Consider the following 23,908-nt stretch of genomic DNA (forward strand, 5'->3'; position numbering starts at 1 on the left):
AGTTTGTCTACATTTTATAGTATAGAGCACTTTTTACTATAATTGAAATGAGATGATTGTGTGCCTTTTATAAATAGGTTTACGACAACAGTACCTGGTGCCGTCACGTTTACTGGGAATACGCTGGGACTTAGCCCTACATCACCTGCACCAGGTAATATTTTTGGTACACTTGCTGTGTTTACGACAGTAAATACAGCATTGCAAGTACCAGGGTTCCCAGCAGGGACAACAGATGAATGGCAATTGAATTCTTCAAGTGCAATTTTAAATCTTCCAGCGGGAAGCAGTGTATTATATGCAGAATTAGTTTGGGCTGGTACTTTCCGGACTGATACGGAAGATGTGTTACCATTTTTAAATGATAACATTACATTTACAACGCCAGCAGGGACGTTTTCTGTTACGCCAGATCCTGCTACCGCGCAGCAAGGTTCAGTAGGAAATCAGTTTTATTATGCTCGCTCTGCCAATGTAACGAATCTTGTTAGTGCAGGTGGGGCAGGCACATATACAACGGGTGCTGTGCCAGCTGCAAGAACTTCAGCGGACCCAACAATCAGTCGTTCAGCTGGATGGACGCTTGAGGTTGTGTATCAAAATGCAAGTTTACCACTTCGAAATTTGTCAGTATATGCAGGTCAAGAAATTATCGATGCTTCATCCCCGCCAGTTGATGCTACAATTTCAGGTTTTGCTACGCCGGCAACAGGAGCTGTTACAGGAAGAGTGCTCGTAACTGCTCAAGAAGGTGATTCTAACATTGTTGGAGATCAACTTCGCTTTGGGCCGAATGCAAATGCTACAGTTGCATTATTCGGACCGAGAAATCCTGCGAATAATTTCTTTCAGTCACAAATTTGTAATGACAGTGGAAATTTAGATACGAGCGGCACGTTTGGAGATTTGAATCAGCCGTTAGGGGTAGCTTTGGCCGTCCGAAGACAGGGGTGGGATATTACGAATGTAGATGCCTCCTCATCTTTAGTAAACAGTCAAACATCAGCAACGGTTCGATTTGTTACAAATGGAGATGGATACGCTGCAGCTGGTTTTGGTGTTCAAATTGATGCAACAGGTCCAATTATTAATCCTGTTAAATCAGTTAATAGAACAGTCGCGGGGGTAGGGGATACTCTCACTTATACAATTACGGTCCCAAATACAGGAACAGGAAGTGCAGAAAACGTTGTATTACGTGATAGTATTCCGAACGGAACGACGTTTGTTGCAGGTAGTGTTACGGTAGGGGGAGTAACACAGCCGAATGCAAACCCTGCTAATGGAATTAATTTAGGCACAATCCCAAATAACACGCAAAGAATTGTTACATTTCAAGTTCGAATAACATCATTCCCGAATCCCAATCCTATTTTAAATCGTGCAATGGTGTCATATCAATTCCGTCCCTTCGTTGGTAGTCCTCCTATTACAAGTACGTCTTCTTCAAACACAGTACAAACGACAGTGAATCAAGCAACTATAAGTATGCAGAAATCTGTAGATTTACAGACGGCAACGCTTAATGATGTATTAACGTACACAGTTAATGTCACAAATAATGGAAACGTCACTGCGAACAATGTTATTTTTGTTGATAGTATCCCTGCTGGAACAACATTTGTCGCAAATAGCGTTACGGTAAATGGAGTAGCGCGTCCAGGAGCGAATCCAGCAAGTAGTATTAATCTTGGAAGTATTAATGCATCGCAAACGACTGTAGTGCGCTTTCAAGTTCGAGTAACATCGAACCCTCTTGTCAATCCAATTCCAAACCGTGCGAGTGTAACATTTAACTTTACTCCAGTGCCTGGTCAACAACCAGTTTCAGGGCAAGCGACAAGTAATACTGTAGTTACGACAATTAATATAGCTGATATAACAACGAGAAAAACAGTGGATAAAGCTTTTGCAACGGTTAACGACGTTCTTACGTACACGGTAACAATTCAAAATACAGGAAATGTACTTGCAACGAACGTTATTTTTCAAGATCCGATCCCAATTGGAACGACATTTATCGCAAATAGTGTGACTGTGGATGGGGTTTCACAACCTGGGGTAAATCCAGCGACTGGGTTTACAGTAGCTAATATATCTCCTGGCGGAAGTAGGACTGTTACATTTCAAGTACGAGTAACATCTACACCATCGGGAGGTACGATTGCGAATCGCGGAAATGTATCTGCTAATTTTGTCGTTATTCCGAATCAGCCACCGATAACAATTAATAGACAAACGAATACAGTTGTGACACAAGTTAATACAGGCGGTTTAAATGTAATAAAAGAAGTAAATACAACGCAAGCGGCGGTAGGGGATACTTTAACGTACACAATTGCCGTCCAAAATACAGGGAACGTTCCGTTAACAAATGTATTTTTCCAAGACCCTATTTCTTCTGCTGTTTCATTTGTTGCAAATTCTGTAACAATTAATGGAGTACAGCAAAGTGGACTAAATCCGAATACAGGATTCTCTCTTCCGAATATTCCTGCGGCTCAAACGGTTGTAGTCACATTTGACGTAGTAATTGTACAGAATCCAGAAAATGAAGATATTTTAAATCAAGCAAATGTAACAGCAAGCTTTCAAGTGAATCCGAATGAACCACCAGTAACAATCAATGTACCGAGTAATGTTGTGAATACGACAGTACAATCAGGAAACTTTGAAGTTGTGAAAGCAGTCAATACGGATGTTGCAACGGTAGGAGATGTTTTAGTATATACAATCGAAGTTATAAATGCAGGTAGTGTACCAGCTACAAATGTATTTTTCCAAGATTCAATTCCACAAGGGACATTATTTATTGAAAATAGTGTAGTTGTGAATGGTGTATTACAAGAAGGGGCAGATCCAGAACTTGGATTCCCATTAAATAATTTGCCTACTGGCGCCAGCGTTATTGTTACATTTGAAGTATTAATTGATGAAATTCCCCAAGGAAATAATGTTGTAAATAATGCGAATGTAACTGGAGATTTCCTTGTAAATCCAACAGAGCCACCGATTACTGTAACAGTACCAAGTAATACTGTTATGACGATCGTGAATTCTTCAGGATTAAATGTAATGAAAAGTGTAAGTGCTACTGAAGCCGGTGTAGGAGATACGTTAACGTATACAGTTCGTATACAAAATAGTGGAACGGTGGCAGCGACAAATGTATCATTCCTTGATCCGATTCCAGTTGGAACCACTTTTGTAGCGAATAGTGTAACAATAAACGGGACACCTCAACCAGGTTTAAACCCGACAACTGGATTTCCACTTGCTAATATTCCAGTAGGAGGTATGGTGACGGTCACTTTTCAAGTGACAATCACGAGTGTACCACCAAATAGAGTTCTTCCGAATAATGCGAATGTCACTGCTGATTTCCAGGTAAGTCCTCTCCAGCCACCAATTACAATTGTAACGATTAGTAATATTGTTGTGACGCGAGTGAATGTAGGATCACTTAATGTAATGAAGAGTGTAAATACACCACAAGCCGGTGTAGGAGATACGTTAACGTATACGATTCTTATTCAAAATACAGGAACTGTTCCTGCAACGAATATTGTTTTTCAAGATCCAATTCCGTCTGGTACTGCCTTTGTAGCAAATAGTGTGACGATAAATGGAGTCGTACAGCAAGGCGCGGATCCTATGCTAGGTTTCCCGGTACCAAATATTCCGGTCGGGCAAACGGCTACGATTACGTTTCAAGTTACAGTGACGAGTGTTCCGAGCGGTGGAAATATAAGAAACCAATCGAACGTTACTGCAAGTTTTCTTATAAATCCAGCAAACCCTCCAATAACGACTGTTACAAATAGTAATTTTGTAGTGACGCAAGTAAACACAGCACAGTTAAATATACAAAAATCTTCATCTGTACAACAAGCATCACTTGGAGAAACTTACACGTATTCTGTTGTCATTCGAAATAACGGTACAGTAACAGCAACGAATGTCTCTTTCCTTGATTCAATTGCTTTAGAAACAACTTTTGTAGCAAATAGTGTAACGATAAATGGAACGCCACAACCTGGATTTGACCCAAATGTTGGTTTCCCGCTTCCTAATATTGCAGCTGGAACATCATTGACAGTAACGTTCCAAGTTACGGTAGTTGCACCGTCTACACGTGGAGCAGTATTAAATACAGCATCTGCTACAGCCACTTTCTTATTAAATCCTTTACAGCCACCTGTAACAACAACGAATTCAAGTAATACAACGGTAGTTACAATACCGTTACCTCCTCCTGGTGAAGTAACTGCAACAAAAACAGTTGATGTTGCAACTGGGGCCGTTGGGGATGTATTAACGTATACTGTGCTCATTTCAAACGTAGGAATTATCCCTGTTACAGATGTGTTCTTCCAAGATGTCATACCAGAAGGAACGACGTTTGTTGACAATAGTGTAACGATAGGTGGAGTGCAGCAACTTGGTTTAAATCCAGAAATAGGATTTACAGTTACTCCATTATTAATCGCTGGTGGAAGTATTGAGGTCACATTCCAAGTGACGATTACAGAAATTCCAGATAATGAAGTCATATTAAATGATGCAGATGTTACATTTACTTCACAACCAAATCCGCAGGAACCACCGATTACGGAAACGATATTAACAAATTTAGTCGTTACGACAATTAATATAGCGTTTATTTTTCCATTGAAACTAGTAGATAAAGAAGTAGCGACGGTAGGAGAAATATTAACGTATGATGTATTGATTTTTAATTTCGGAACAGTGCCAGCGACGAATGTTCAATTTATCGATACTACTTCCGCGGGTGTAGCATTTGTACCAGGAAGTGTGAGCATAAACGGGGTACCAGCACCAGGATTAGATCCTTTCATTGGTTTTACAGTTCCAGATATACCTGTCGATGATTTTGTACTTGTCACATATCAGGAAGTGGTTACAAGCATACCAGAAGGTGGAACGATTGTTAATTTTGTAGACGTTACAGCTACATTTGCTGTAAGTGAAACAGAACCGCCTATTACGGAAACAACGACAAGTAATACGACATTAACAGAAATCAATGAGCCTGGTTTGAATGTTTTAAAATCAGTGAGTCAGCCGGTTGTTGCAGTAGGCGATACAATCACATATACAACAGTAGTTCAAAATACAGGAACAGTGCCAGCAACGAATGTTCAATATAGTGATGTATTACCTTCCTCTATAGCATTCGTGCCGAACAGTGTAACGATAGATGGTGTGTTACAACCTGGATTCAATCCGAATAACGGATTCCCGCTTCCAGATATAAATCCAGGTGAAAGTGTAGAAGTCATCTTCCAAGTAACCGTTGTTAGTGCGCCATCAAACGGAACAATTGCCAATACGGCAAATGTAACTGGAAGTTTTGTATTAGTACCAGGAGAACCACCAGTTATAGTAACAGAGCCGAGCAATACAGCACTTACAACTGTAAATAGAGGGCAATTTAATGTTATTAAACAAGTAAATAGGGTTGCTACTCTCGTTGGAGATATATTAACGTATACGGTTCAAATAACGAATACAGGAACAGTAACAGCTAATGCTGTTCAGTTTGTTGATACCATTTCAGCAGGGGCGTCATTTGTACCAAATAGTGTAACGATAAATGGAGCCTCGCAACCAAACTTAAATCCAATTACTGGATTTGGAGTTGGAGATATACCGGTAGGTGAAACAGTTATAGTGACGTTTCAAGCGACAGTTACAAACATCCCGTCATCAGGAACAATTACGAACGTTGCAAATATAACAGGAAGCTTTACTTTAGTGCCAGGAGAACCACCAGTTGTAGTAACAGAGCCGAGTAATACGACGATAACTAGAGTGAATAGAGGACGATTCAGCGTTATAAAATCTATAAATAAAGAAGCGACACGATTAGGAGATACGTTAACGTATAGTGTGCAAGTTACAAATACGGGAACGGTAACAGCAACGAATGTTCAGTTTATCGATGTTCCATCACCTAGTTTAGAATTCGTTCCTGGAAGTGTACAAATAAATGGGATTCCGCAAGTAGGTTTAGATCCATTTGTAGGCTTTGCATTGCCTGATCTTGCAGTAGGGGATAGTGTATTAATTACATTTGAAGTAAATGTAATCGCAGTTCCGCCTTCTAGTAGCATTATGAATACAGCAAGAGTAACGGGTGATTTCGAATTGATTCCAGGAGAACCTCCGTCTACAATTACAAATTCAAGTAATACGACGGTTACGCCGGTAAATAGAGGCAGCTTAGATATGCTAAAAGAAGTAGACCATTCAGTTGTTGGTGTAGGAGAAATGGTAACGTATACTGTTCGTATATTAAATACTGGTACTGCTGATGCAATGAATGTTCAATTTATCGATGTGCTATCTCAGGAAGCTGATTTCGTTCCAAATAGTGTAACGATAAATGGGGTTCCGCAACCGGGGTTAAATCCGCAGATTGGATTTACGATACCTGATATACCAGTTGGTGAGACGGCACTTGTAACATATGAAGCTACGATTACAAGTTTTCCGGATGGTGGAACAGTAGTAAACGTTGCTGGAGCGTTAGCAGAATATATTTTAGTACCAGGAGAGCCGCCAGTTACAGTGATGGACACGAGCAATACAGTTATTGTAACGGTAAATACTGCAATCTTATTTGTTGCAAAAGGAGCAAACTTTGAAGTAGCAATGATAGGGGATGTTGTCACTTACGGAATCGCTGTTATAAATGATAGTACAGTTCCTGTGACCAATATTGTGTTAACAGATATCATTGATCCGAATACGCTATTTATAAATGGTACGGTAACGGTAAATGATGTACCTCTTCCATTTGCTAATCCGAATACTGGTATTCCGTTAGGTGATTTTCAGCCAAATGATGCAGCAATTATTAATTTCCAAGTTGTAATAACAGGAGGGCAAGTAAATAATTTAGTTACAAATACCGCTACAGCGAATGGGCTCGCAACTGTAAATCCGAATGAGCCGCCAGTAGTAGTTGAAGGTGATAGTAATACAGTTGTTATCCCGTTTATTCCTCAAAATGTCTCAACGACAGTCGTAAAAACGGCAGATTTACAGGTAGCAACAATTGGAGATGTCATTACGTTTACGACAGTCATCACAAATACGGGTGATACTGTAATGCAAAATATTCGTTTTCAAGATATGTTAGATAGTAGTGTTCGATTTGTTCCTGGAAGTGTAACGGTTGATAATACGCCAGTGCCGAATGTAAGCCCGGCAGTAGGGTTTCTTATCGGAAGTTTAAATCCTGGTGAAGCAAGGACAGTTTCGTTCCAAGTAGCAGTACAGAGCGCGCCAAATGGTTCAGGAAATTATATAAATCAAGCGAGTATTCGTTTTGAACATCAAGTAGGCACAGTATTGCCACCTGTTACACAAATAGTAGAAAGTAACATAGTTGTTATTCCATTTGTTCCAACGATTGAACAAATTTGCGAAACAAACTTTAATTGCTTAGATAAGATTCCATTTCAATGTTCTCCGTGTAATCATTTGCATGGACATAAAAAATAAAAACAGAAAGAGCATCCTGAAAAATAATTGGATGCTCTTTTTGTTTTAATCATATAGATTCATTTTCAGGCGAGGTGAAAAATTCGTCGATTTTGTCGGAGAGTAGTAATGGAATGGCTCCTTTTATAACAGAAATGTCCCAGTCCCACCATGCGAGATTCTCTAGTTTGTCAATCGTTTCTTGTGGGAAACGATATCGAACAAATTTTGCAGGATTACCAGCTACAATTGCATACGGGGGTACGTCTTTTGTAACAACGCTCCTGGCGCCGATAATGGCCCCGTTACCAATTGTAACACCAGATAAAATACAGGATTGATAACCAATCCATACATCATTGCCGACTACGATATCACCTTTTGAAGAAGGGTGACCAGTAATATGTGCTCCTTCATCAAAAAGTGCATTAAATGGATAAGTCGTTATCCAGTCTGCGCGATGTTCACCGCCAAGTATGAAAACGACTTCTTCTGCTAATGAACAAAACTTACCTATTTTTAATTTTGTTTCATCGTTCCAAGAAAAAATGGTTGGCCCTACTTTACTATAAGTATAATCACCAATATCATATTTATTATATTCAGGTTTTTGATTTAAATATAACATGCTTCTTCAGCCTCCTTTCTCAATTAAGCGATACGTATGGAATATTATATGCAAGATGTAGTAATGTGAACTGTATTAATAGGTGAAATGAACAAAAGGGAGTGGGATGTATGCGATACGAAATGGGTTTATATAATAAACCGTTTCAGTCAATTCAATCAGGGAAAAAAGTATATGAAGTACGCCTATACGATAAAAAACGTCAACTAATAAACAAAGACGATGAAATCGTATTTACGAATCTTACGACAACAGAAATGATGACGGTAAAAGTAACGGAAATAAAGCGATACGAGAGCTTTAAATCTATGTATGAACAAATTGATAAAAAATTATTGGATTGTGAAAATGATAGTTTAGAGGAAATGTTAGAAAGTACATACAAAATATATACGAAAGAACAAGAAAAAGAGTGGGGAACAGTTGCGATTCGTATTGAGGTAATAAAATGATAAGAAATCGCGGGGCGGCCATCATTGTACAGGAAGGAAAAATCGCTCTTATAAAACGTATTCGAGAAGAGGAAACATATTATGTTTTTTCTGGCGGAGGGATTGAGGAAGGTGAAACGCCTGAAGAAGCAACGAAAAGAGAGGTATACGAAGAATTAGGGGTATATATACAAGTGGAGCACCTTATTGCAAAGTTAAAATATAAAGGAAATGAATATTATTATGGCGCCTATATTACAGGCGGAGTGTTCGGAAGCGGAACAGGTGAGGAATTTCAGCGGGAAGGTAGAGGGAGTTATATTCCGTTATGGCTACCGATAAACGAGTTGGAAAAAGTGAATATAAAACCTTATGAAGTGGTCGGAAATATATTTAATTATTATAAAATATAACGTCTGACAACATACAAAAAAAACCATTGACATAGGCTTCTGATTTAAGTATTGTATTCGAGTATGTTTATAATCAGGAGGTTTATATGAGCAATCAAACTACTACACATCATGTGAAAATGACAACAGCGGATCCATCTGGAATTGGTCTATTTGGATTAGCGATGGTAACACTTGTAGCATCATCTCAAAAGTTAGGCTTAACAGATGGCGTTTCACTTGTATTACCATGGGCAATCTTTTTAGGAGGATTTGCACAAATCTTTGCTTGCATTCACGATGCAAAGCATAACAATACATTCGGTACGACAGCATTTGGTGCGTACGGCCTATTTTGGTTAGGTGTTGGAATGACTTGGTTAATTCAACTTGGAGTATTTGGCGAAAAATTAGCACAAGTTGCAGATTCAAAACAGCTTGGTGTAGCCTTTATCGGATATTTGATTTTCACAATCTTTATGACGATTGGTGCAATGGAAACACATAAAGTATTATTTATGATCTTCGTCCTTATTGATTTCTTATTTATTGGTCTTTCATTAAGTACTTTAGGTGTTATGCCGCACGCAATGCATAATTTAGCAGCATATTCTGAACTTCTTATTTCATTATTATCTTTCTATGGTTCAGCAGCAGCAGTGTTAAACACACACTTCGGAAAAGTTGTTTTACCAGTAGGGAAGCCTTTTGGTATTTTTAAAAAGTAATAAAAAAGCACAGATGATTGTATAGTCATCTGTGCTTTTTTTATTTATTCCTCTATTTGTGGGCTGTCTGAAAAATCCTGATTGGTGAGGACTCATTAAAGTTTCACTTTATTTGAAATAAGTAATGTGAAATGTAAATAAAAGTAGAAAAAAATCAATTGAAATTGATTCTCATTATTAATATAATGAGAATGAGAATCATTTATTGTTAGAGGGGGATGCCAAAGTGGCAAAAATTTTAATAGCTTATGCAAGTATGTCAGGAAATACAGAGAGTATTGCTGATTTAATTAAAGTTAGTTTAGATGCTTTTGATCATGAAGTAGTATTGCAAGAGATGGAAGGCATGGATGCTGAAGAATTATTAGCTTATGATGGAATCATTTTAGGATCTTATACGTGGGGCGATGGTGAATTACCATTTGAAGCAGAAGATTTTCATGAGGACTTAGAAAATATAGATTTAGCTGGGAAAAAGGTAGCGGTATTCGGATCAGGTGATACGGCGTATGAACTGTTTTGTGAAGCGGTAACGATATTTGAAGAACGCCTTGTAGAACGAGGTGCAGAGCTTGTACAAGAAGGGCTGAAAATTGAATTAGCTCCAGAAGATCAAGAGGATGTTGAAAAATGCAGTAATTTTGCAATTGCATTTGCTGAGAATTTCTAAGAATGGGAGTGTCAACGTGGAGACGATGTTAAGTGCAACTGCTATTACAAAGTTAAGAGATGGAAAACTGTTGTTAGCTACTACATATAATGGCTTATTTGTTGAACAAGACGGAGAATGGAAACGAATTTTAAATGGTTTTCAAAAACGAATTAGGGATTTACATAGCGAAGATAATGTAGTTTATGGTGTAGGTGACGAAGGGATTTTTATTCGTAGTATGAATAGTGGAGAGAACTGGACAATTCAGCGTTTTCCAACAAAAGCAACAAGTTGGAATGTATGTAGCAATGTACAAGGAACTGTTGTTGCTCATGGAGAAAAAACGCTGTATCTTTCTAATAATTTCGGTTCGACATGGGAGACTATTCATCCGTTTCTTGAGTATGGCAGTGCGGCACCGTCTATTCGATCATTATTTTTATATAAACATTACTTATTTATTGGTACGAAAATACATGCTAAGTATGGTGGTGTTTGGCTCTTTGATTTGAAGACACGTAAATTAAAGAGGATTAAAATTACGATGAATCAAATGATCTCTGCGTTGACTTTACACAATTCTTATTTAGTAGCGGCAAGTGGATCGTGCAAGGGAGTTAGCGGGAATATTTCTTATTGTAAAATAGATGACAGTATTGCGAGTGAAAAAATATATTGGCATACATGTCAAAGTGAGCAGAAAGCAAGTAGTTATTTAGACTTAAGTGTAGACCAACATGTCTTATATACAACTTCAACACAAAATAAGGCGGGTATTAGTAGTGTGTGCCGTGTACTTCTTGACGAAGGTATTGTTACAGTATGTGATTCAGTTAAAGGGCACGGATGGCGCATTGTTAATCAAAAAGATGGTTATGTAGTAGCTGGATCAGGTGAATTAAAAGCAATGCAGTGGGAACAAAAAATAATTTAAGAAAAAACTTTACTTTTATTATATTGATATGATATAGTATGTTTAAACCATTTTACTTTTAATAATATAGAGATTTAAATGAGCTGTAACTTCCGAGGAGGATAGCAATGTTAAATCTCCTCAGGGGTTGCAGTTTTTTAATATCTGGCTTATTATTGTAAGGTGGTTGAAAATGAATATGTACATATAGGTACATTGTAGGAGGATTTTTTTCATGCAAAACGGTAAAGTAAAATGGTTTAACTCAGAAAAAGGTTTCGGTTTCATCGAAGTTGAAGGCGGAGAAGACGTATTCGTTCATTTCTCAGCTATCCAAGGCGAAGGCTTCAAAACTTTAGAAGAAGGTCAAGAAGTTACTTTCGAAGTAGAACAAGGTAACCGTGGACCTCAAGCTACTAACGTAAACAAGAAGTAATTTTTGAAAAAAGAAGGGCTCGCCCTTCTTTTTTTTTGCATTTTTATAGATATCCTCCTACTTACATATCATAACAAGACTGAATTTTCATTTATTTATTCGTAGTATTTTTGTATAAAGTACATGAATAAATAAATACTGAAAATAGAGTGTTTGTGTGAAAAAGGAATTTAGAAAGAGGTAAATAAATTGAAAAACGCTACACATTTCATTGTGTTTGATATTGAGAGGAATTTCAGACCGTATAAATCAGAAGATCCGTCAGAAATAGTTGATATCGGAGCTGTAAAAATAGAAATAGGTACAATGAAGATAATTGAAGAATTTTCGGAGTTAGTAAAACCAAGTGCACGATTAACTCGTCATACAACAAAATTAACCGGTATTACGAAGAAAGATTTAATGGCTGTAGACAAATTCCCTCAAATTATAGAGAAATTTATTCAGTTTATCGGAGAAGATTCTATATTTGTTTCATGGGGAAAAGAAGATTATCGCTTTCTATCTCATGATTGTACATTACATGGTGTTGAATGCCCCATTATAGAAAAAGAAAGTAGAATTGATTTGCAAAAATTTGTTTTCCAAGCATATGAGGAATTGTTTGAACATACGCCAAGTTTACAATTTGCGGTAGAACAGCTCGCTTTAACGTGGGAAGGGAAACAGCACCGTGCTTTAGCAGATGCCGAAAATACAGCAAATATACTTCTTAAAGTGTATAGCGAGAGAGATATTAATAAGCGATACAAAAGACATGGTGAACTTGAACTTGTAAAAAACGGAAAACTAACAGAAAAAGCGAAAAAAAAGATGCGGAAATGGGTGTTTAAAGAACTAAAGAAAAATACAGAACGCCCTTTTGAATGGAGTACATTTGAAAGTAGTGACACGTGGGAAAGTATAACGGAAAGATATTATATAAGTGAAAATACAGTAGAACTCCTGAAAAAACATTTTCGTACGGCAGTGAGAAAAGCGGAACGACAGATTAGGTATTTGGCTGAGATGGAGGAGAATACAGAGGTTAAATGAATTTCTCCTCCATCTCTAACTACATACATGTAATAACAGCGTATTGATATTAAATAGGCATCAACTTGTTGTTGTGATTGTGCATTATAATTGCTTTGGGAGTGTTAAGACGTAATAAGAGTTTTAAACCGTATTAATAAAATAAAAATATATATAAAGAAAAGAGTGTAGTTTAATGGAAGCAATCTTTAACATTTTAACTGTTTTAGTTTTTTGGATAATATTTACCACACAATTAGCATTAACTACACTTTCTTTCATAGTAAAGAAGGATTGGAAAAAACTTAATATCTCTTTAAGTTGTGGTGTATTAAAGTTTAAAATAGAAGAGTAAGATTGAGTTTTGTACAAGGGAGGTGTGATAGTGGTAGACTTGGATATTAAAGATGTCACAGTAAAGATGGAATTAAACGGTGTCTTTTGGAATGAGGATCGGATTGCTGAAATGAAGGTGACTACAAAAGAAGAGCATTCTGTTATTCTTCGTCTAGTAGTTGATTTAGAAAGTAAAACTATTAGGGCGACGAGTGCGGAAATAGTGAATGGATTCTGCCCTCTGTGCAAACAGAAAAGGGACGAATGTAGTGAACTTAATGACTTGCAAAACAAAATGGAAATTTTAGAAGAAGCCTACGATTGGGTGAGAGAACATCCGGAATATCGTTTTCAATTATCTTTTTACGAGTACAATAAATTTGAGGTAGTAAAGTGAAATTTGCATCTTAACAACTTATAGAAGGACTTGGTCAACTAGAAATATTGAAGTAGATATTTCTAATGGAAATAAGCTTGTATAACAAGGAAGGGATGTATTTGATTCTGCAACAAATGTCATCTTGCATCAAAAAAATTTGAAAATAAACATGTTTTATTATAAAGCAGAAAAATCGATTCTTAGTAGAATCGGTTTTTAATATAAATAAAAGAGCGCTTATTAAAAGCGCCCAGTAACAACAGTTATATGGAAGTATTTATCCCGTAAAAGCCCGATTGGTGAGGGTTAATAATTAGTGGGGGATGAACAAAACCCCACTGATTAAAGTTTCACTTTATTCAATACCGCTCGGGTCAAACGAATACTGCTGCTTATTCTCAATCCGCTCAATCACATCTTGCAGCTCATCCGGCTTCAGAAACTCAATAGGAGAGAAGCCTTTTTCAAATGTAAGTGTGTCTGCTTCAATCATAAGTACATATCGATCATTTACCTTCGCAATATGTATTTGATCCCCGAAATCCGCAAGCAACGCCTTCACAGAGATATGATCGGCTTTTAGTTTTAATTCCACTTCAGGAGCATGCTCGACGATTTGAGCGGTTGCTTCCATTACTTCTTCGGTTGAAAATTGTTCCATAATTTCGCGTTTCGGACTGGCAGCCCATACTTCCATCGCTTGGTCGAATTGTTCGCGTTCTTCCGTACCTTCTTCAAATACATCTTCAATTTGGTCGTATACCATGTCCATTACTTGTGTTTTCATAATTTCAGGCATAGAGCGTTCATATTCGACGAATTTTAAGAAGTCTTCAAAGTAGCGGGCATGTGATGCTTGGTGTATTTTTAGTTCGCCTACTTCAACCATACCTTCTTCAGGCATGTATGGGTATTGGATAGATTTCATATTCTTTGTTGTGATGGCCATTTCAACGTTACGAATCAGTGTGGATTCATCAGAAATAGAAGCAACCTTTGGTTCGAAGTCGCATTTCATTACGAATACGAATGGGTCATCAAAGTATTTGCGTAGTTTTGCCTGAGCAATTAAAAATACACCACCGCGTACAGCGCTTGTGTCAAGATATGTATAAACGAGAGGTTCGCTCATATCTTTAAAGTTGTCCTTTGTATCTGCAAAGCGAATACGATTAAAAAGGTTGTAATGAGGGTTTGAATCAAGTTCGTGCCCTTCCTCTACAATAAAGCGACCAATTTTTGTTGGGGCTTGTTCTGTTTTTGCATGACGTTCTACTTTTCGCTTCGATATTTTTAATAACTCACCATTCAAAAATTCTTTTAAGGAGCTATCTTCATATTCTTCAGCGTCTAAAGTTTGAAAATGTTTGTAGCGTTTATCAACTGCTTCACCTTTTCCTTCTACTTGTACAACATAAAAGGAAAGATAATTTATTTCAAAATCCATATTTATCACCTTGTTTCATTTCATTAACTCTTATCAGTATAGAGATGGAAAAAACTTTCGTCAATTTATATAAGGAAGGGGGAGCCCCTTCCTTATATAATTTTTATTTTCTCGATTAAAATCCGTCTTCTAATGCTGCGAATGGAATGTTTAGTCTGTTTTCTACTGTACGTAAACGTTGGTTTAAGCGGTTTAGTCTACGTGTATGGCGCTCAACTGTATTTTCTAGTTGACGTACTCTTTGTTCAAGCTCATTTACGCGTCTTTCTAATTGACGATTTCCAGTGCCAGGAAAAGAGATTGGAAGTTGGAATTGTCTATTTTGGTCATATGGATTCGTTTGCTCTGCTTGATCTATATAAGATTGATATTGTGCTTGTAAGTCATACTGTGGTTGTTGGTACGCATATTGATTATATGGATCATATGGATTGTAGGGATACATAATAACATCCTCCATTTCTTTAAAATAGGTTGAATTCACCATAATGTATGTGCAAAAGCGGAGCGGTGGCACGGCAAATACCTATTTATGTTGACGGGATTTCTCTTTATCCCGCATTAACGGGCAGTAAGACCCCACTGATTAAAGTTTCACTTTATAAAAAATAGCTTGAGGGTTTTTGATTTGTATTTCTTTTGCTTGATGGTATATACTGGATAAAAGAGAGAGTTTACATAAAAGTTACAATTCTATCAAACTCAAACTTTTATGTAAATATGTATAGACATTTATAAAAGAAAAGAGTAATTTATATAGAGTGAAAAATAACTTGTAACATTTTATAAACATATTGTAAAATGATTGTAACAAAACATACATAAAAATGAAATAAATACATAATAGTGATGTTGGGGAAAGGGAGAGAGTATATTGTTCCGTAAAGTAAAGGGTATATTAGTTGGGGTGTTATGTGTAGCTGTAGTGAGTGGCTGTGGTGCAAAAGTAAGTGATGTTGCATTGGTAAGTGATATTGGTGGGCACACTGTAGAGGCTAAAGCAGAAGTACAAGATACTATTAGTTTAGTTGATGGTCGAACTGGTACTGAAGTGAAAAAATTAGATTTATCTGGTTTAGGCTATTTTGAAGATGAAGCGAAATTTAAAAAGTCTGTAACAAAGGTTGTTGGTGAGGTTGGAAAAAGCGTCGACAAAAAAATGGTTCCTTCACGTATAGCACCTGATGGAAGTTGGCAAGAAGGAAAACCTTCTTATGAATTAATGGAAAAAGAATTAGTAGATAAATTGTTAAACGTTGGTATGTGGGATGCTACGTATCAGTTGCCGATTGTGGAGAAAAAACCAGTCGCAACATTAAGTGATGCGCAAGGAAATGGTACGGTAATTGGTAGATATGAAACGAACTTAGGTGGTTCAACAGGTGGCCGTATTGAGAATATTCGTTTGTCAGCAGCGAGCATAAATGGAGTTGTGTTAGCAAAAGGAGACCGTTTCTCTTTTAATTCATTAATCGGTGATACGACACCAGATAAAGGATATCAATTAGGGAAAGAAATAGTTGATGGTAAATTAGTAGATGGATATGGCGGTGGTGTTTGTCAAACATCTTCAACTTTATACAATGCAGCAGATCAAGCTGGCCTGAAAATGGTGGAGAGAACTACACATTCTAAAACGGTAGGTTATGTTCCACAAGGAAGAGATGCTACAATTGCATATCCATATTTAGATTTAGTATTTGAAAATACGAATGATGCACCTGTGAAGCTTTATATGGGCATTCAGGGTGGAAAGCTAGTTGCTGAAGTACATAAAATGAGATAAGAGTTATAATGCCACCTTTTCTAAAAGTTAGAAAAGGTGGCATTTTTATTATGAAAATAAAAATGCATGTAAATTCTGACTTTTCTTATTTACATAGGATGATTTTAGTTGTATCCTTCATAGTAACGGTTATATGTAATGGGAAAATATAGGGATAAGGAGATGAAGTTATTCATGGTACAAATTCATCCGAAAACACGTATTGGTCATGTTGAATTTAAAGTGAAAGATTTAGAGCGTCAAATTGCTTTTTATGAAAATGTTGTAGGCTTAGAGGTAATTAAGCAAGAGGGAAATAAAGCATATTTATCTGGAAAAGGTGGAAAGAACGCGTTACTTGTTCTTGAAAAGTTAGAGGAAGGGGTACTGCAAGAACCGCGTACGACTGGTATATATCATGTAGCCTTTTTAGTTCCGACTCGTGAAGCTTTTGCTTCTGCGCTATTTGGGGTTCTTCGTAATAAGAATGTAATTGACAGCCCGGCTGAGCAAGAAGGGCGTTATACATATTCAAATGAAATTTTACCAATTTCAAGGTTTAATAGTGCAAGTGATCATACATATAGCGAAGCTTTTTATTTGCAAGATTTAGAGGGGAATGGTATTGAAATTTATGCAGACCGTCCGCGCGATCAATGGGGAGAAGGGCCAGGAGGAAGTACACCACTTGATTTAAAAGAATTGGCAACACTCGTTGATTATGAGTTTGCTGGTTTGCCTGCTAATACTGTCGTTGGGCACGTACATTTACGAATAGCTGATGTAGAGAAATCACATGAATTTTATGTGGAAACAGTAGGTTTTGAAGTACAACAACGTGAAGAGGATTGCTTATTTATTTCAGCAGGGGGATATCATCACCATATTGGTGCAAATACGTGGAACGGAGTAAACAATCCACACCCACCAGTACATGCAACTGGACTAAAGGTATATGCTATTGTACTACCGCATAAAGAAGCGTTAGACGAAGTGAAAGAAAGATTAATAGAAAAACAACATGAAATAAATGAAACTACAAATGGGTTTGCGGTGGTAGATCCAAGTGGTATTACAGTGCAGTTTGAAATAGAAGCAGTGTAAAAGAAGCGAGAAAGTGTATAATCACTTTCTCGCTTCTTTGTGATCATTCATAGCTCAATCCAATATCTTCTTACTATATTCCCATCTTCCTCAGTGAAATCATCATCACGAATCCCGCCGTTATGTAAAATTGTTTTTTCAGAAGCGGTATTCACTGCGTCGCAAACGACAAGTACTTTCGTGATGTCTAATTCCTTCGTTTTTTCTAATGATAATGCTAGTAACTTCGTAGCATAACCTTTTCTTCTTTCAGAAGGGCGAATGCCATAACCAATATGACCGCCAGCGTTAAATAAATGTTCGGTTAAACTATGACGTATATTAACAGCTCCCACAATTTTATTTTCATCTGTAACAAGCCAATATGTAGAGTCTGGTACCCAAGTTTCAGGGATATTTATTCCGTTATGCGCATCGAGAAGTTCTTGAACCATAGCTGGGAAGTTGGCAGGATTTTTTGAGATAACCCACGGGATCATTGTTTCATCGCTATCTTTCCATTCGTTATAGAAATTTAAGTATTCTTCTTGTAAATCAGTAGTAGGTGTAAGTAACGAGACGTTCATTGTTAGTAAGCTCCTTTATTTATGTAGTTTTTATAAAAAATTATGACACAAAATGAAAGCGTTTTCTAAAATTTTTCAACCTAATTTCATGTAATCCACCTTTGGTTTTTTAGAAAATTAGTGAAGGTTTAAAATTAGGAGTTATTTATTTCGTGTTAATATTTAAAATATTAACATAAAACGGTCGGAGTATTAAGTGTATTTTAGTGGTATTCTTTCATATTGATAAATGGATGTTTGTGATAATTTTTGTTTTATCTATCTATAATGAATGAAAGGGGGAAGGCCCGTGAGTGTAGATTTTGATTTTATTATACGAATCGGTGTTGCTGGCTTGTTAGGAGCAATGATTGGTATTGAAAGAGAAATTCGATCGAAAGAAGCTGGATTAAAGACTCATTTCCTCGTAGCGGTAGGAAGTGCGTTAATAATGGTTGTTTCAAAATATGCCTTTTCAGATATTGTGTATGAAGAGCATACGTCTCTAGACCCAAGTCGGATTGCAGCACAAGTCGTTAGTGGAGTTGGTTTTTTAGGTGCAGGCACAATTATTATTCAAAAGCAGGCGGTGAAAGGATTAACGACCGCGGCTGGTTTATGGGCTACTGCCGGCATAGGATTAGCAATTGGAGCGGGAATGTATGTAGTAGGCATTGGAGCGACGATTCTCGTTTTAATTGGTTTAGAAATTGTAAGTCGTATTTTTAAGGTGCAATTTTTATTTCCACAAAATATAACAGTGCAAATGTTTGTAAATAAACATGAAGCGGTACAACAAATATTAGAAACACTACAAGTGAAAGGCATCCCAATACTCTCATATGAGGTGGAAGCTTCACAGCAAGGTACAGAAACTGTTTATAAGGTAGGGATGCAACTGAAAAATATATCGTCAGAAGAAAAGAATGAGTTTATTCAGCATATGCAAACATTACCGGAAGTTACGTTTATAAAGTTAAAATCATAGTGTTGAAAACGAGGATAGATGTAGCAGGAATTTTGCTATTATCTATCTTTTTTGATATAAAATGCACGGAAAGTCAAGCGTTAATTTTACATGAAATGAATATATGTGTGAACGTTACCTTATTTTTTCTCAATACAGGACAAAAAGTAAAAATAGTAAAATAATGGAGCGGGACACTAAAAATGTAAGGTAGGGGAGAGCATGAAAGGCTATTCAAAGAAAATGTTAGTAGGGGTAAGTTTTGCTAGTTTAATGTTAGGGAGTTTTCAAGGGGGCAGTTTGGCAGAAGATACTAAGGGAGAGCAAGTTTCTTATCGAAATGTGCTCAAAATGGAGCCAGTCGGTGTACAACTACCAGTACAAGAATTAGCTCATTCATCGAAAGTGCTCGAAAGCAAGTCTTTTAAGAAAAGGCTACAATTTGCCGATTTATCACAAAGACCACCTGAGGTGAAAAAAGAAAGTAAGCAATTAGCTGTAGCGAAAACTTATACAATTGCTGAATTAAATCAATTAAGCAATCAGCAGTTAGTAGATTTACTTGTAACAATTGATTGGGAGCAAATTACGGGGCTATTTCAGTTTAATACAGACAGTCTAGCATTCTATCAAAATGATAGTAGGATGCAGGCGATTATTGATAAATTGAAGCAGCAAGGACAAGCCTATACGAAGGATGATTCAAAAGGGATTGAGACATTAGTGGAGGTATTACGTTCAGGATTTTATTTAGGATTTTATAATTCGGAACTTAGTAAATTAAATGAACGGAGTTATCATGATAAATGCTTACCTGCATTAAAAGCGATAGCTAACAATTCAAATTTCAAGCTGGGTACATTAGAGCAAAATAGAGTGGTATCATCATACGGAAAGTTAATAGGAAACGCTTCGAGTGATGTGGAAACGATAACATCAGCTGCAAAAATTTTTAAACAATATAATGATAATTTTTCTACATTAGTAGATAATCTTTCAGCTGGAAATGCTATTTACGATATTATGCAAGGTGTTGATTACGACATTCAATCGTATTTGTACGATACGAGGAAAGCACCGAAAGATACAGTATGGTATCAGAAAATAGATAGTTATATTAATGAACTAAGTCGTTTTGCATTAATGGGAACGATTACAGCAAAAAACGGTTGGCTTATTAATAATGGCATTTATTATACAGGTAGACTCGGTACGTTCCATAGTACAGGAACGAAAGGGTTACAAGTTGTAACAGATGCGATGAAAATATATCCATATTTAGGGGAGCAATATTTCGTAGCTGCTGAGCAAATCGCAACGAATTATGGCGGAAAAGATGCAAATGGTAAAGTGGTGAATTTAGATCAAATAAGAGAAGATGGAAAGAAAAAATATTTGCCAAAAACGTATACGTTTGATGATGGGGCAATTGTTTTAAAAGCTGGAGATAAAGTGACAGAAGAAAAAGTAAAACGTTTATATTGGGCGGCAAAAGAAGTGAAGGCACAATTCCATCGTACGGTTGAAAGTGATCAACCTTTAGAAAAAGGAAATCCTGATGATGTACTAACGATGGTTATTTATAATAGCCCAGCAGAATATCAATTTAATCGTCAATTGTACGGTTATGAAACGAATAACGGTGGTCTTTATATAGAAGGAACAGGTACGTTCTTTACTTATGAGCGTACGCCAGAAGAAAGTATTTATAGTTTAGAAGAATTATTCAGACACGAGTTCACGCATTATTTACAAGGTAGATATGAAGTACCAGGGTTATGGGGACAAGGGAAAATATATGAAAATGAAAGATTATCTTGGTTTGAAGAAGGGAATGCTGAATTTTTTGCAGGGGCAACGAGAACGGATAATGTTGTACCGAGAAAGAGTATTATAGGAGGATTATCTTCAAATCCAGCAGAGCGTTATACGGCAGAGCGAACGTTAAATGCAAAGTATGGAACGTGGGATTTCTATAATTATTCCTTTGCTTTACAATCGTATATTTACAATAAGAGATATGATATGTTCGATAAAATACATGATCTTATTAGGAAAAATGATGTAACAGCATATGATGCATATCGCTCTACATTAAGTAAAGATGCGAACTTAAATAAAGAATATCAAGATTATATGCAAATGCTAGTTGATAATCGTGAGAAATATAATGTGCCATTAGTATCAGACGATTATTTAGCGAATCATGCATCGAAGCCAGTTTCAGATATTGCAGCAGAAATAACAGCGGAAGCAAAATTGAAAAATGTATCAGTGAAGAAAAATAAATCACAGTTCTTTAATACATTCACACTACAAGGTACATATACAGGAACCGCAGCAAAAGGAGAATATGAAGATTGGAAAACAATTACACAAAACGTTAATGATACGTTAAAACGTTTAAGTGCAAAGGAATGGACAGGCTATAAAACAGTAACAGCATACTTCGTAAATTATCGCGTGAATGCATCAGGACAATTTGAATATGATGTTGTGTTCCACGGTATTAATACAGAAGAAGGTGCAGAGAATAAAGCACCAGTTGCAGTTATAAACGGTCCGTATAGTGGAAATGTAAATGAAGCAATTTCATTTAAAAGCGACGGATCAAAAGATGAAGACGGGAAAATTACTTCGTATAAATGGGAGTTTGGTGATGGAGCAGTAAGTAATGAGCAAAATCCAACTCACGTATATACAAAAGAAGGAACGTATACGACGAAATTAACGGTAACAGACGATAAAGGAGCAACTAATACTGCTACAGCGACTGTAACTGTTCAAAAGAAAGAAGATAACAGTGTAGAAAAAGAACCGAATAACTCATTCCAAACAGCAAACAAACTGCAGTTAAATCAAGTTTTACGTGCTAGTTTAGGAAATGGCGATACAAGTGATTTCTTTGAAATTAATGTGGAGACTGCTAAAAATCTTCAAATTAACGTAACGAATGAAAATAATATCGGAATGAACTGGGTACTTTATTCTGAAGCAGATTTAAATAATTATGTTACGTATGCTCAGCAACAAGGGAATAAACTAGTAGGTAGTTACTACACGTATCCAGGGAAGTATTATTTACATGTGTATGAATATGGTGGTGGAACAGGGAATTATACGGTGGAAGTGAAGTAGTAAAAGGGGAGTTGTCTTTTTCAATGAATGGCACAAGGTCTGTACTTTAATGAAAAAACAACTGCAGGAAATGTCACTAGTGATAATAACAAATTAAGTGTCGCGAGATATTATATTTACATTAAATAAATCTAATCAGTAAACGAAATAAAATCGATGAACTAGTATTTCATCACGATGTAAGAAAAGTTATAAATATTAAGTGTTTTTAATTGAATTAAACTAAAGGATCAGAGTGTATCTGTAGCAATAGATAAGCTCTGATCCTTATTATTTTTAATTAAAACACATAAATTTAAGATAATTAATAAGTAAGCTAGCTAGCGCTAGTGGGGTTCTTAAAATTCATTTATGTAATTAACTAAACAGAAAATTTTTATCACATTAGCAAGGGATACTAATAGAAAAGCGTGTCCCTTGACCTAAGTTACTCTCTATCTCTATATCTCCGTTTAATTCTTTAATAATACTATAAGCAATCATAGTACCAAGCCCAGTTCCTTTTTCTGTTGTTGAATAGAATGGCAAAGCAATTCGTTTTATTTGTTGAGATGACATCCCAATTCCTGAATCAATAATATCAATTATGATATTTCCTTTTACTTTTTGTATATTTATTTGTAATAATCCACCATTTTTCATAGCTTCAATTCCATTTTGGATGATGTTGTTTAGACAGAGTTTGAATTTTTCGGGGTCCCCATTTATATAAAAGGAATCTGTACTATTTTGTTTGATTTCAACTTTGTATGATAGAGCGAGTGGTGAAACAGTATCTTTCACCTGATTTAAAATGTGATTAATATTTATTTTCTCTTTTAGGGTATTCAGTGGTTTGGTTAAAGATAAATAGTTATTAATAGTAGATTGTATTTGCTGCATTTCAATTAACATGATTTCTAAGTATTGATCCTGAGATAGCTTAGAGGCATGTTTTTCATTTAATAATTGAGTGAATCCATGTACCGTGGTTAGTGGATTGTGGATTTCGTGTGCAATTGACGCTGCTAGTTCGCTAGCTATATAAAATTTTTCAGCCCGTTGCAGTTTTTCTTTCATTTTATATTTCTCAATCATTCCCTCTATTAAATAAACTGATAATAATACTGTGAAAATATTAATGATTATGTAATTTAATAAAAATTCTATGAGAGTAGAGTCTATTTTCCCTCCTGTATTTATTTGAGTTACAATACCGCAAATGGAAAGTGAAGTTGTACATACTAAAATAAGTAGTAAGCTTAATAATACTTTTTTTTCTTTAACATATATAGGTAATAGGTAACGAAAGAGCATTGTTATACCAAAAATAATAGTGAAGATAATAAATGATGGAAGAACGCCATTTCCGCCTAAGTAAAACCGATAAGAAAGATATAAAATTCCTATAAAAATAATGTTTTTTGTATTTCCATATAGAAAAACTAATATAATAGGAATAAAACGTAAATCATAAATAAATCCCACATGTAAATGAAAAGGAAAAGTCATACAAAAAATAATAGCAATGGAGGAAAGGAT

The 23,908-nt window shown here is 36.2% G+C and carries 18 protein-coding genes; 13 read left to right on the plus strand and 5 right to left on the minus strand.

Translation table 11 applies throughout. The features are described 5' to 3' along the window. Positions 1 to 60: 60 nt before the first annotated feature. Entirely contained in the window at positions 61 to 7,533 is a 7,473-nt protein-coding gene (locus ACO6VI_RS22535; RefSeq protein WP_078994444.1) for a DUF11 domain-containing protein, read from the plus strand. A gap of 49 nt (positions 7,534 to 7,582) precedes the next feature. Here the strand turns inward: ACO6VI_RS22535 and ACO6VI_RS22540 are convergent, their stop codons facing one another. After that, a complete protein-coding gene (locus ACO6VI_RS22540; protein WP_000966308.1) occupies positions 7,583 to 8,140 on the minus strand; it encodes a CatB-related O-acetyltransferase in 558 nt (185 codons plus the stop codon). A 110-nt stretch (positions 8,141 to 8,250) separates the two neighbouring features. Between ACO6VI_RS22540 and ACO6VI_RS22545 the strand changes: the two genes are divergently transcribed. The 8 genes from ACO6VI_RS22545 to ACO6VI_RS22580 all read left to right on the plus strand — a co-directional run bounded on the left by ACO6VI_RS22545 (position 8,251) and on the right by ACO6VI_RS22580 (position 13,439). Next, entirely contained in the window at positions 8,251 to 8,592 is a 342-nt protein-coding gene (locus ACO6VI_RS22545) for an ASCH domain-containing protein (RefSeq protein WP_001268359.1), read from the plus strand. Next, complete coding sequence (locus ACO6VI_RS22550) at positions 8,589 to 8,984, plus strand: NUDIX hydrolase (RefSeq protein WP_098840244.1); 396 nt, start codon at positions 8,589 to 8,591, stop codon at positions 8,982 to 8,984. Before ACO6VI_RS22545 ends, ACO6VI_RS22550 begins: the two co-directional genes overlap by 4 nt. Before the next feature lie 86 nt (positions 8,985 to 9,070). After that, on the plus strand, positions 9,071 to 9,691 hold the full coding sequence (locus tag ACO6VI_RS22555) for an acetate uptake transporter (protein WP_000070945.1): 621 nt from the start codon (positions 9,071 to 9,073) through the stop codon (positions 9,689 to 9,691). Between the two features lie 226 nt (positions 9,692 to 9,917). After that, positions 9,918 to 10,361: a flavodoxin gene (locus ACO6VI_RS22560; RefSeq protein ID WP_063548286.1), complete on the plus strand. Its 444-nt coding sequence runs from the start codon at positions 9,918 to 9,920 to the stop codon at positions 10,359 to 10,361. Positions 10,362 to 10,377: 16 nt separating this feature from the next. Beyond that, positions 10,378 to 11,277, plus strand: a complete 900-nt coding sequence (locus ACO6VI_RS22565) for a WD40/YVTN/BNR-like repeat-containing protein (protein WP_000449499.1) — start codon at positions 10,378 to 10,380, stop codon at positions 11,275 to 11,277. Between the two features lie 214 nt (positions 11,278 to 11,491). Further along, positions 11,492 to 11,692 (plus strand): cold shock-like protein CspB, encoded by a 201-nt coding sequence (cspB, locus tag ACO6VI_RS22570; RefSeq protein ID WP_001179150.1) that lies wholly within the window; start codon positions 11,492 to 11,494, stop codon positions 11,690 to 11,692. A gap of 189 nt (positions 11,693 to 11,881) precedes the next feature. After that, on the plus strand, positions 11,882 to 12,727 hold the full coding sequence (locus ACO6VI_RS22575; RefSeq protein ID WP_161520188.1) for an exonuclease: 846 nt from the start codon (positions 11,882 to 11,884) through the stop codon (positions 12,725 to 12,727). 364 nt (positions 12,728 to 13,091) lie between these two features. Further along, complete coding sequence (locus tag ACO6VI_RS22580; RefSeq protein ID WP_000227983.1) at positions 13,092 to 13,439, plus strand: hypothetical protein; 348 nt, start codon at positions 13,092 to 13,094, stop codon at positions 13,437 to 13,439. Between the two features lie 337 nt (positions 13,440 to 13,776). Here ACO6VI_RS22580 and ACO6VI_RS22585 read toward each other — a convergent pair whose 3' ends face one another. Together ACO6VI_RS22585 and ACO6VI_RS22590 are read right to left on the minus strand one after the other, a co-directional pair. Continuing rightward, entirely contained in the window at positions 13,777 to 14,868 is a 1,092-nt protein-coding gene (locus tag ACO6VI_RS22585) for a DUF3900 domain-containing protein (protein WP_161520189.1), read from the minus strand. A 115-nt stretch (positions 14,869 to 14,983) separates the two neighbouring features. Further along, positions 14,984 to 15,313, minus strand: coding sequence for a hypothetical protein (locus ACO6VI_RS22590; protein WP_000283711.1), 330 nt, complete (start codon positions 15,311 to 15,313; stop codon positions 14,984 to 14,986). Between the two features lie 429 nt (positions 15,314 to 15,742). On the opposite strand from ACO6VI_RS22590, the gene ACO6VI_RS22595 reads away from it, so the two are divergent. After that, complete coding sequence (locus ACO6VI_RS22595; protein WP_000488980.1) at positions 15,743 to 16,654, plus strand: VanW family protein; 912 nt, start codon at positions 15,743 to 15,745, stop codon at positions 16,652 to 16,654. 174 nt (positions 16,655 to 16,828) lie between these two features. Next, positions 16,829 to 17,737 carry a VOC family protein gene (locus ACO6VI_RS22600; RefSeq protein ID WP_161520190.1) on the plus strand — a complete coding sequence of 303 codons (909 nt, stop codon included), beginning with the start codon at positions 16,829 to 16,831 and terminating at the stop codon, positions 17,735 to 17,737. 47 nt (positions 17,738 to 17,784) lie between these two features. On the opposite strand, the gene ACO6VI_RS22605 is transcribed toward ACO6VI_RS22600, so the two are convergent. After that, complete coding sequence (locus tag ACO6VI_RS22605) at positions 17,785 to 18,303, minus strand: GNAT family N-acetyltransferase (RefSeq protein WP_161520191.1); 519 nt, start codon at positions 18,301 to 18,303, stop codon at positions 17,785 to 17,787. 289 nt (positions 18,304 to 18,592) lie between these two features. Between ACO6VI_RS22605 and ACO6VI_RS22610 the strand changes: the two genes are divergently transcribed. Both ACO6VI_RS22610 and colA read left to right on the plus strand, forming a co-directional pair. After that, entirely contained in the window at positions 18,593 to 19,270 is a 678-nt protein-coding gene (locus tag ACO6VI_RS22610; RefSeq protein WP_000109730.1) for an MgtC/SapB family protein, read from the plus strand. A 201-nt stretch (positions 19,271 to 19,471) separates the two neighbouring features. Continuing rightward, positions 19,472 to 22,387, plus strand: coding sequence for a collagenase ColA (gene colA / locus ACO6VI_RS22615; protein ID WP_161520192.1), 2,916 nt, complete (start codon positions 19,472 to 19,474; stop codon positions 22,385 to 22,387). 384 nt (positions 22,388 to 22,771) lie between these two features. On the opposite strand, the gene ACO6VI_RS22620 is transcribed toward colA, so the two are convergent. After that, the coding region (locus ACO6VI_RS22620; protein WP_422424130.1) for an ATP-binding protein at positions 22,772 to 23,908 on the minus strand (1,137 nt) is incomplete at its 5' end.

The organism is Bacillus sp. PSXD-155 (assembly GCF_049310765.1).
GTDB lineage: Bacteria > Bacillota > Bacilli > Bacillales > Bacillaceae_G > Bacillus_A > Bacillus_A cereus.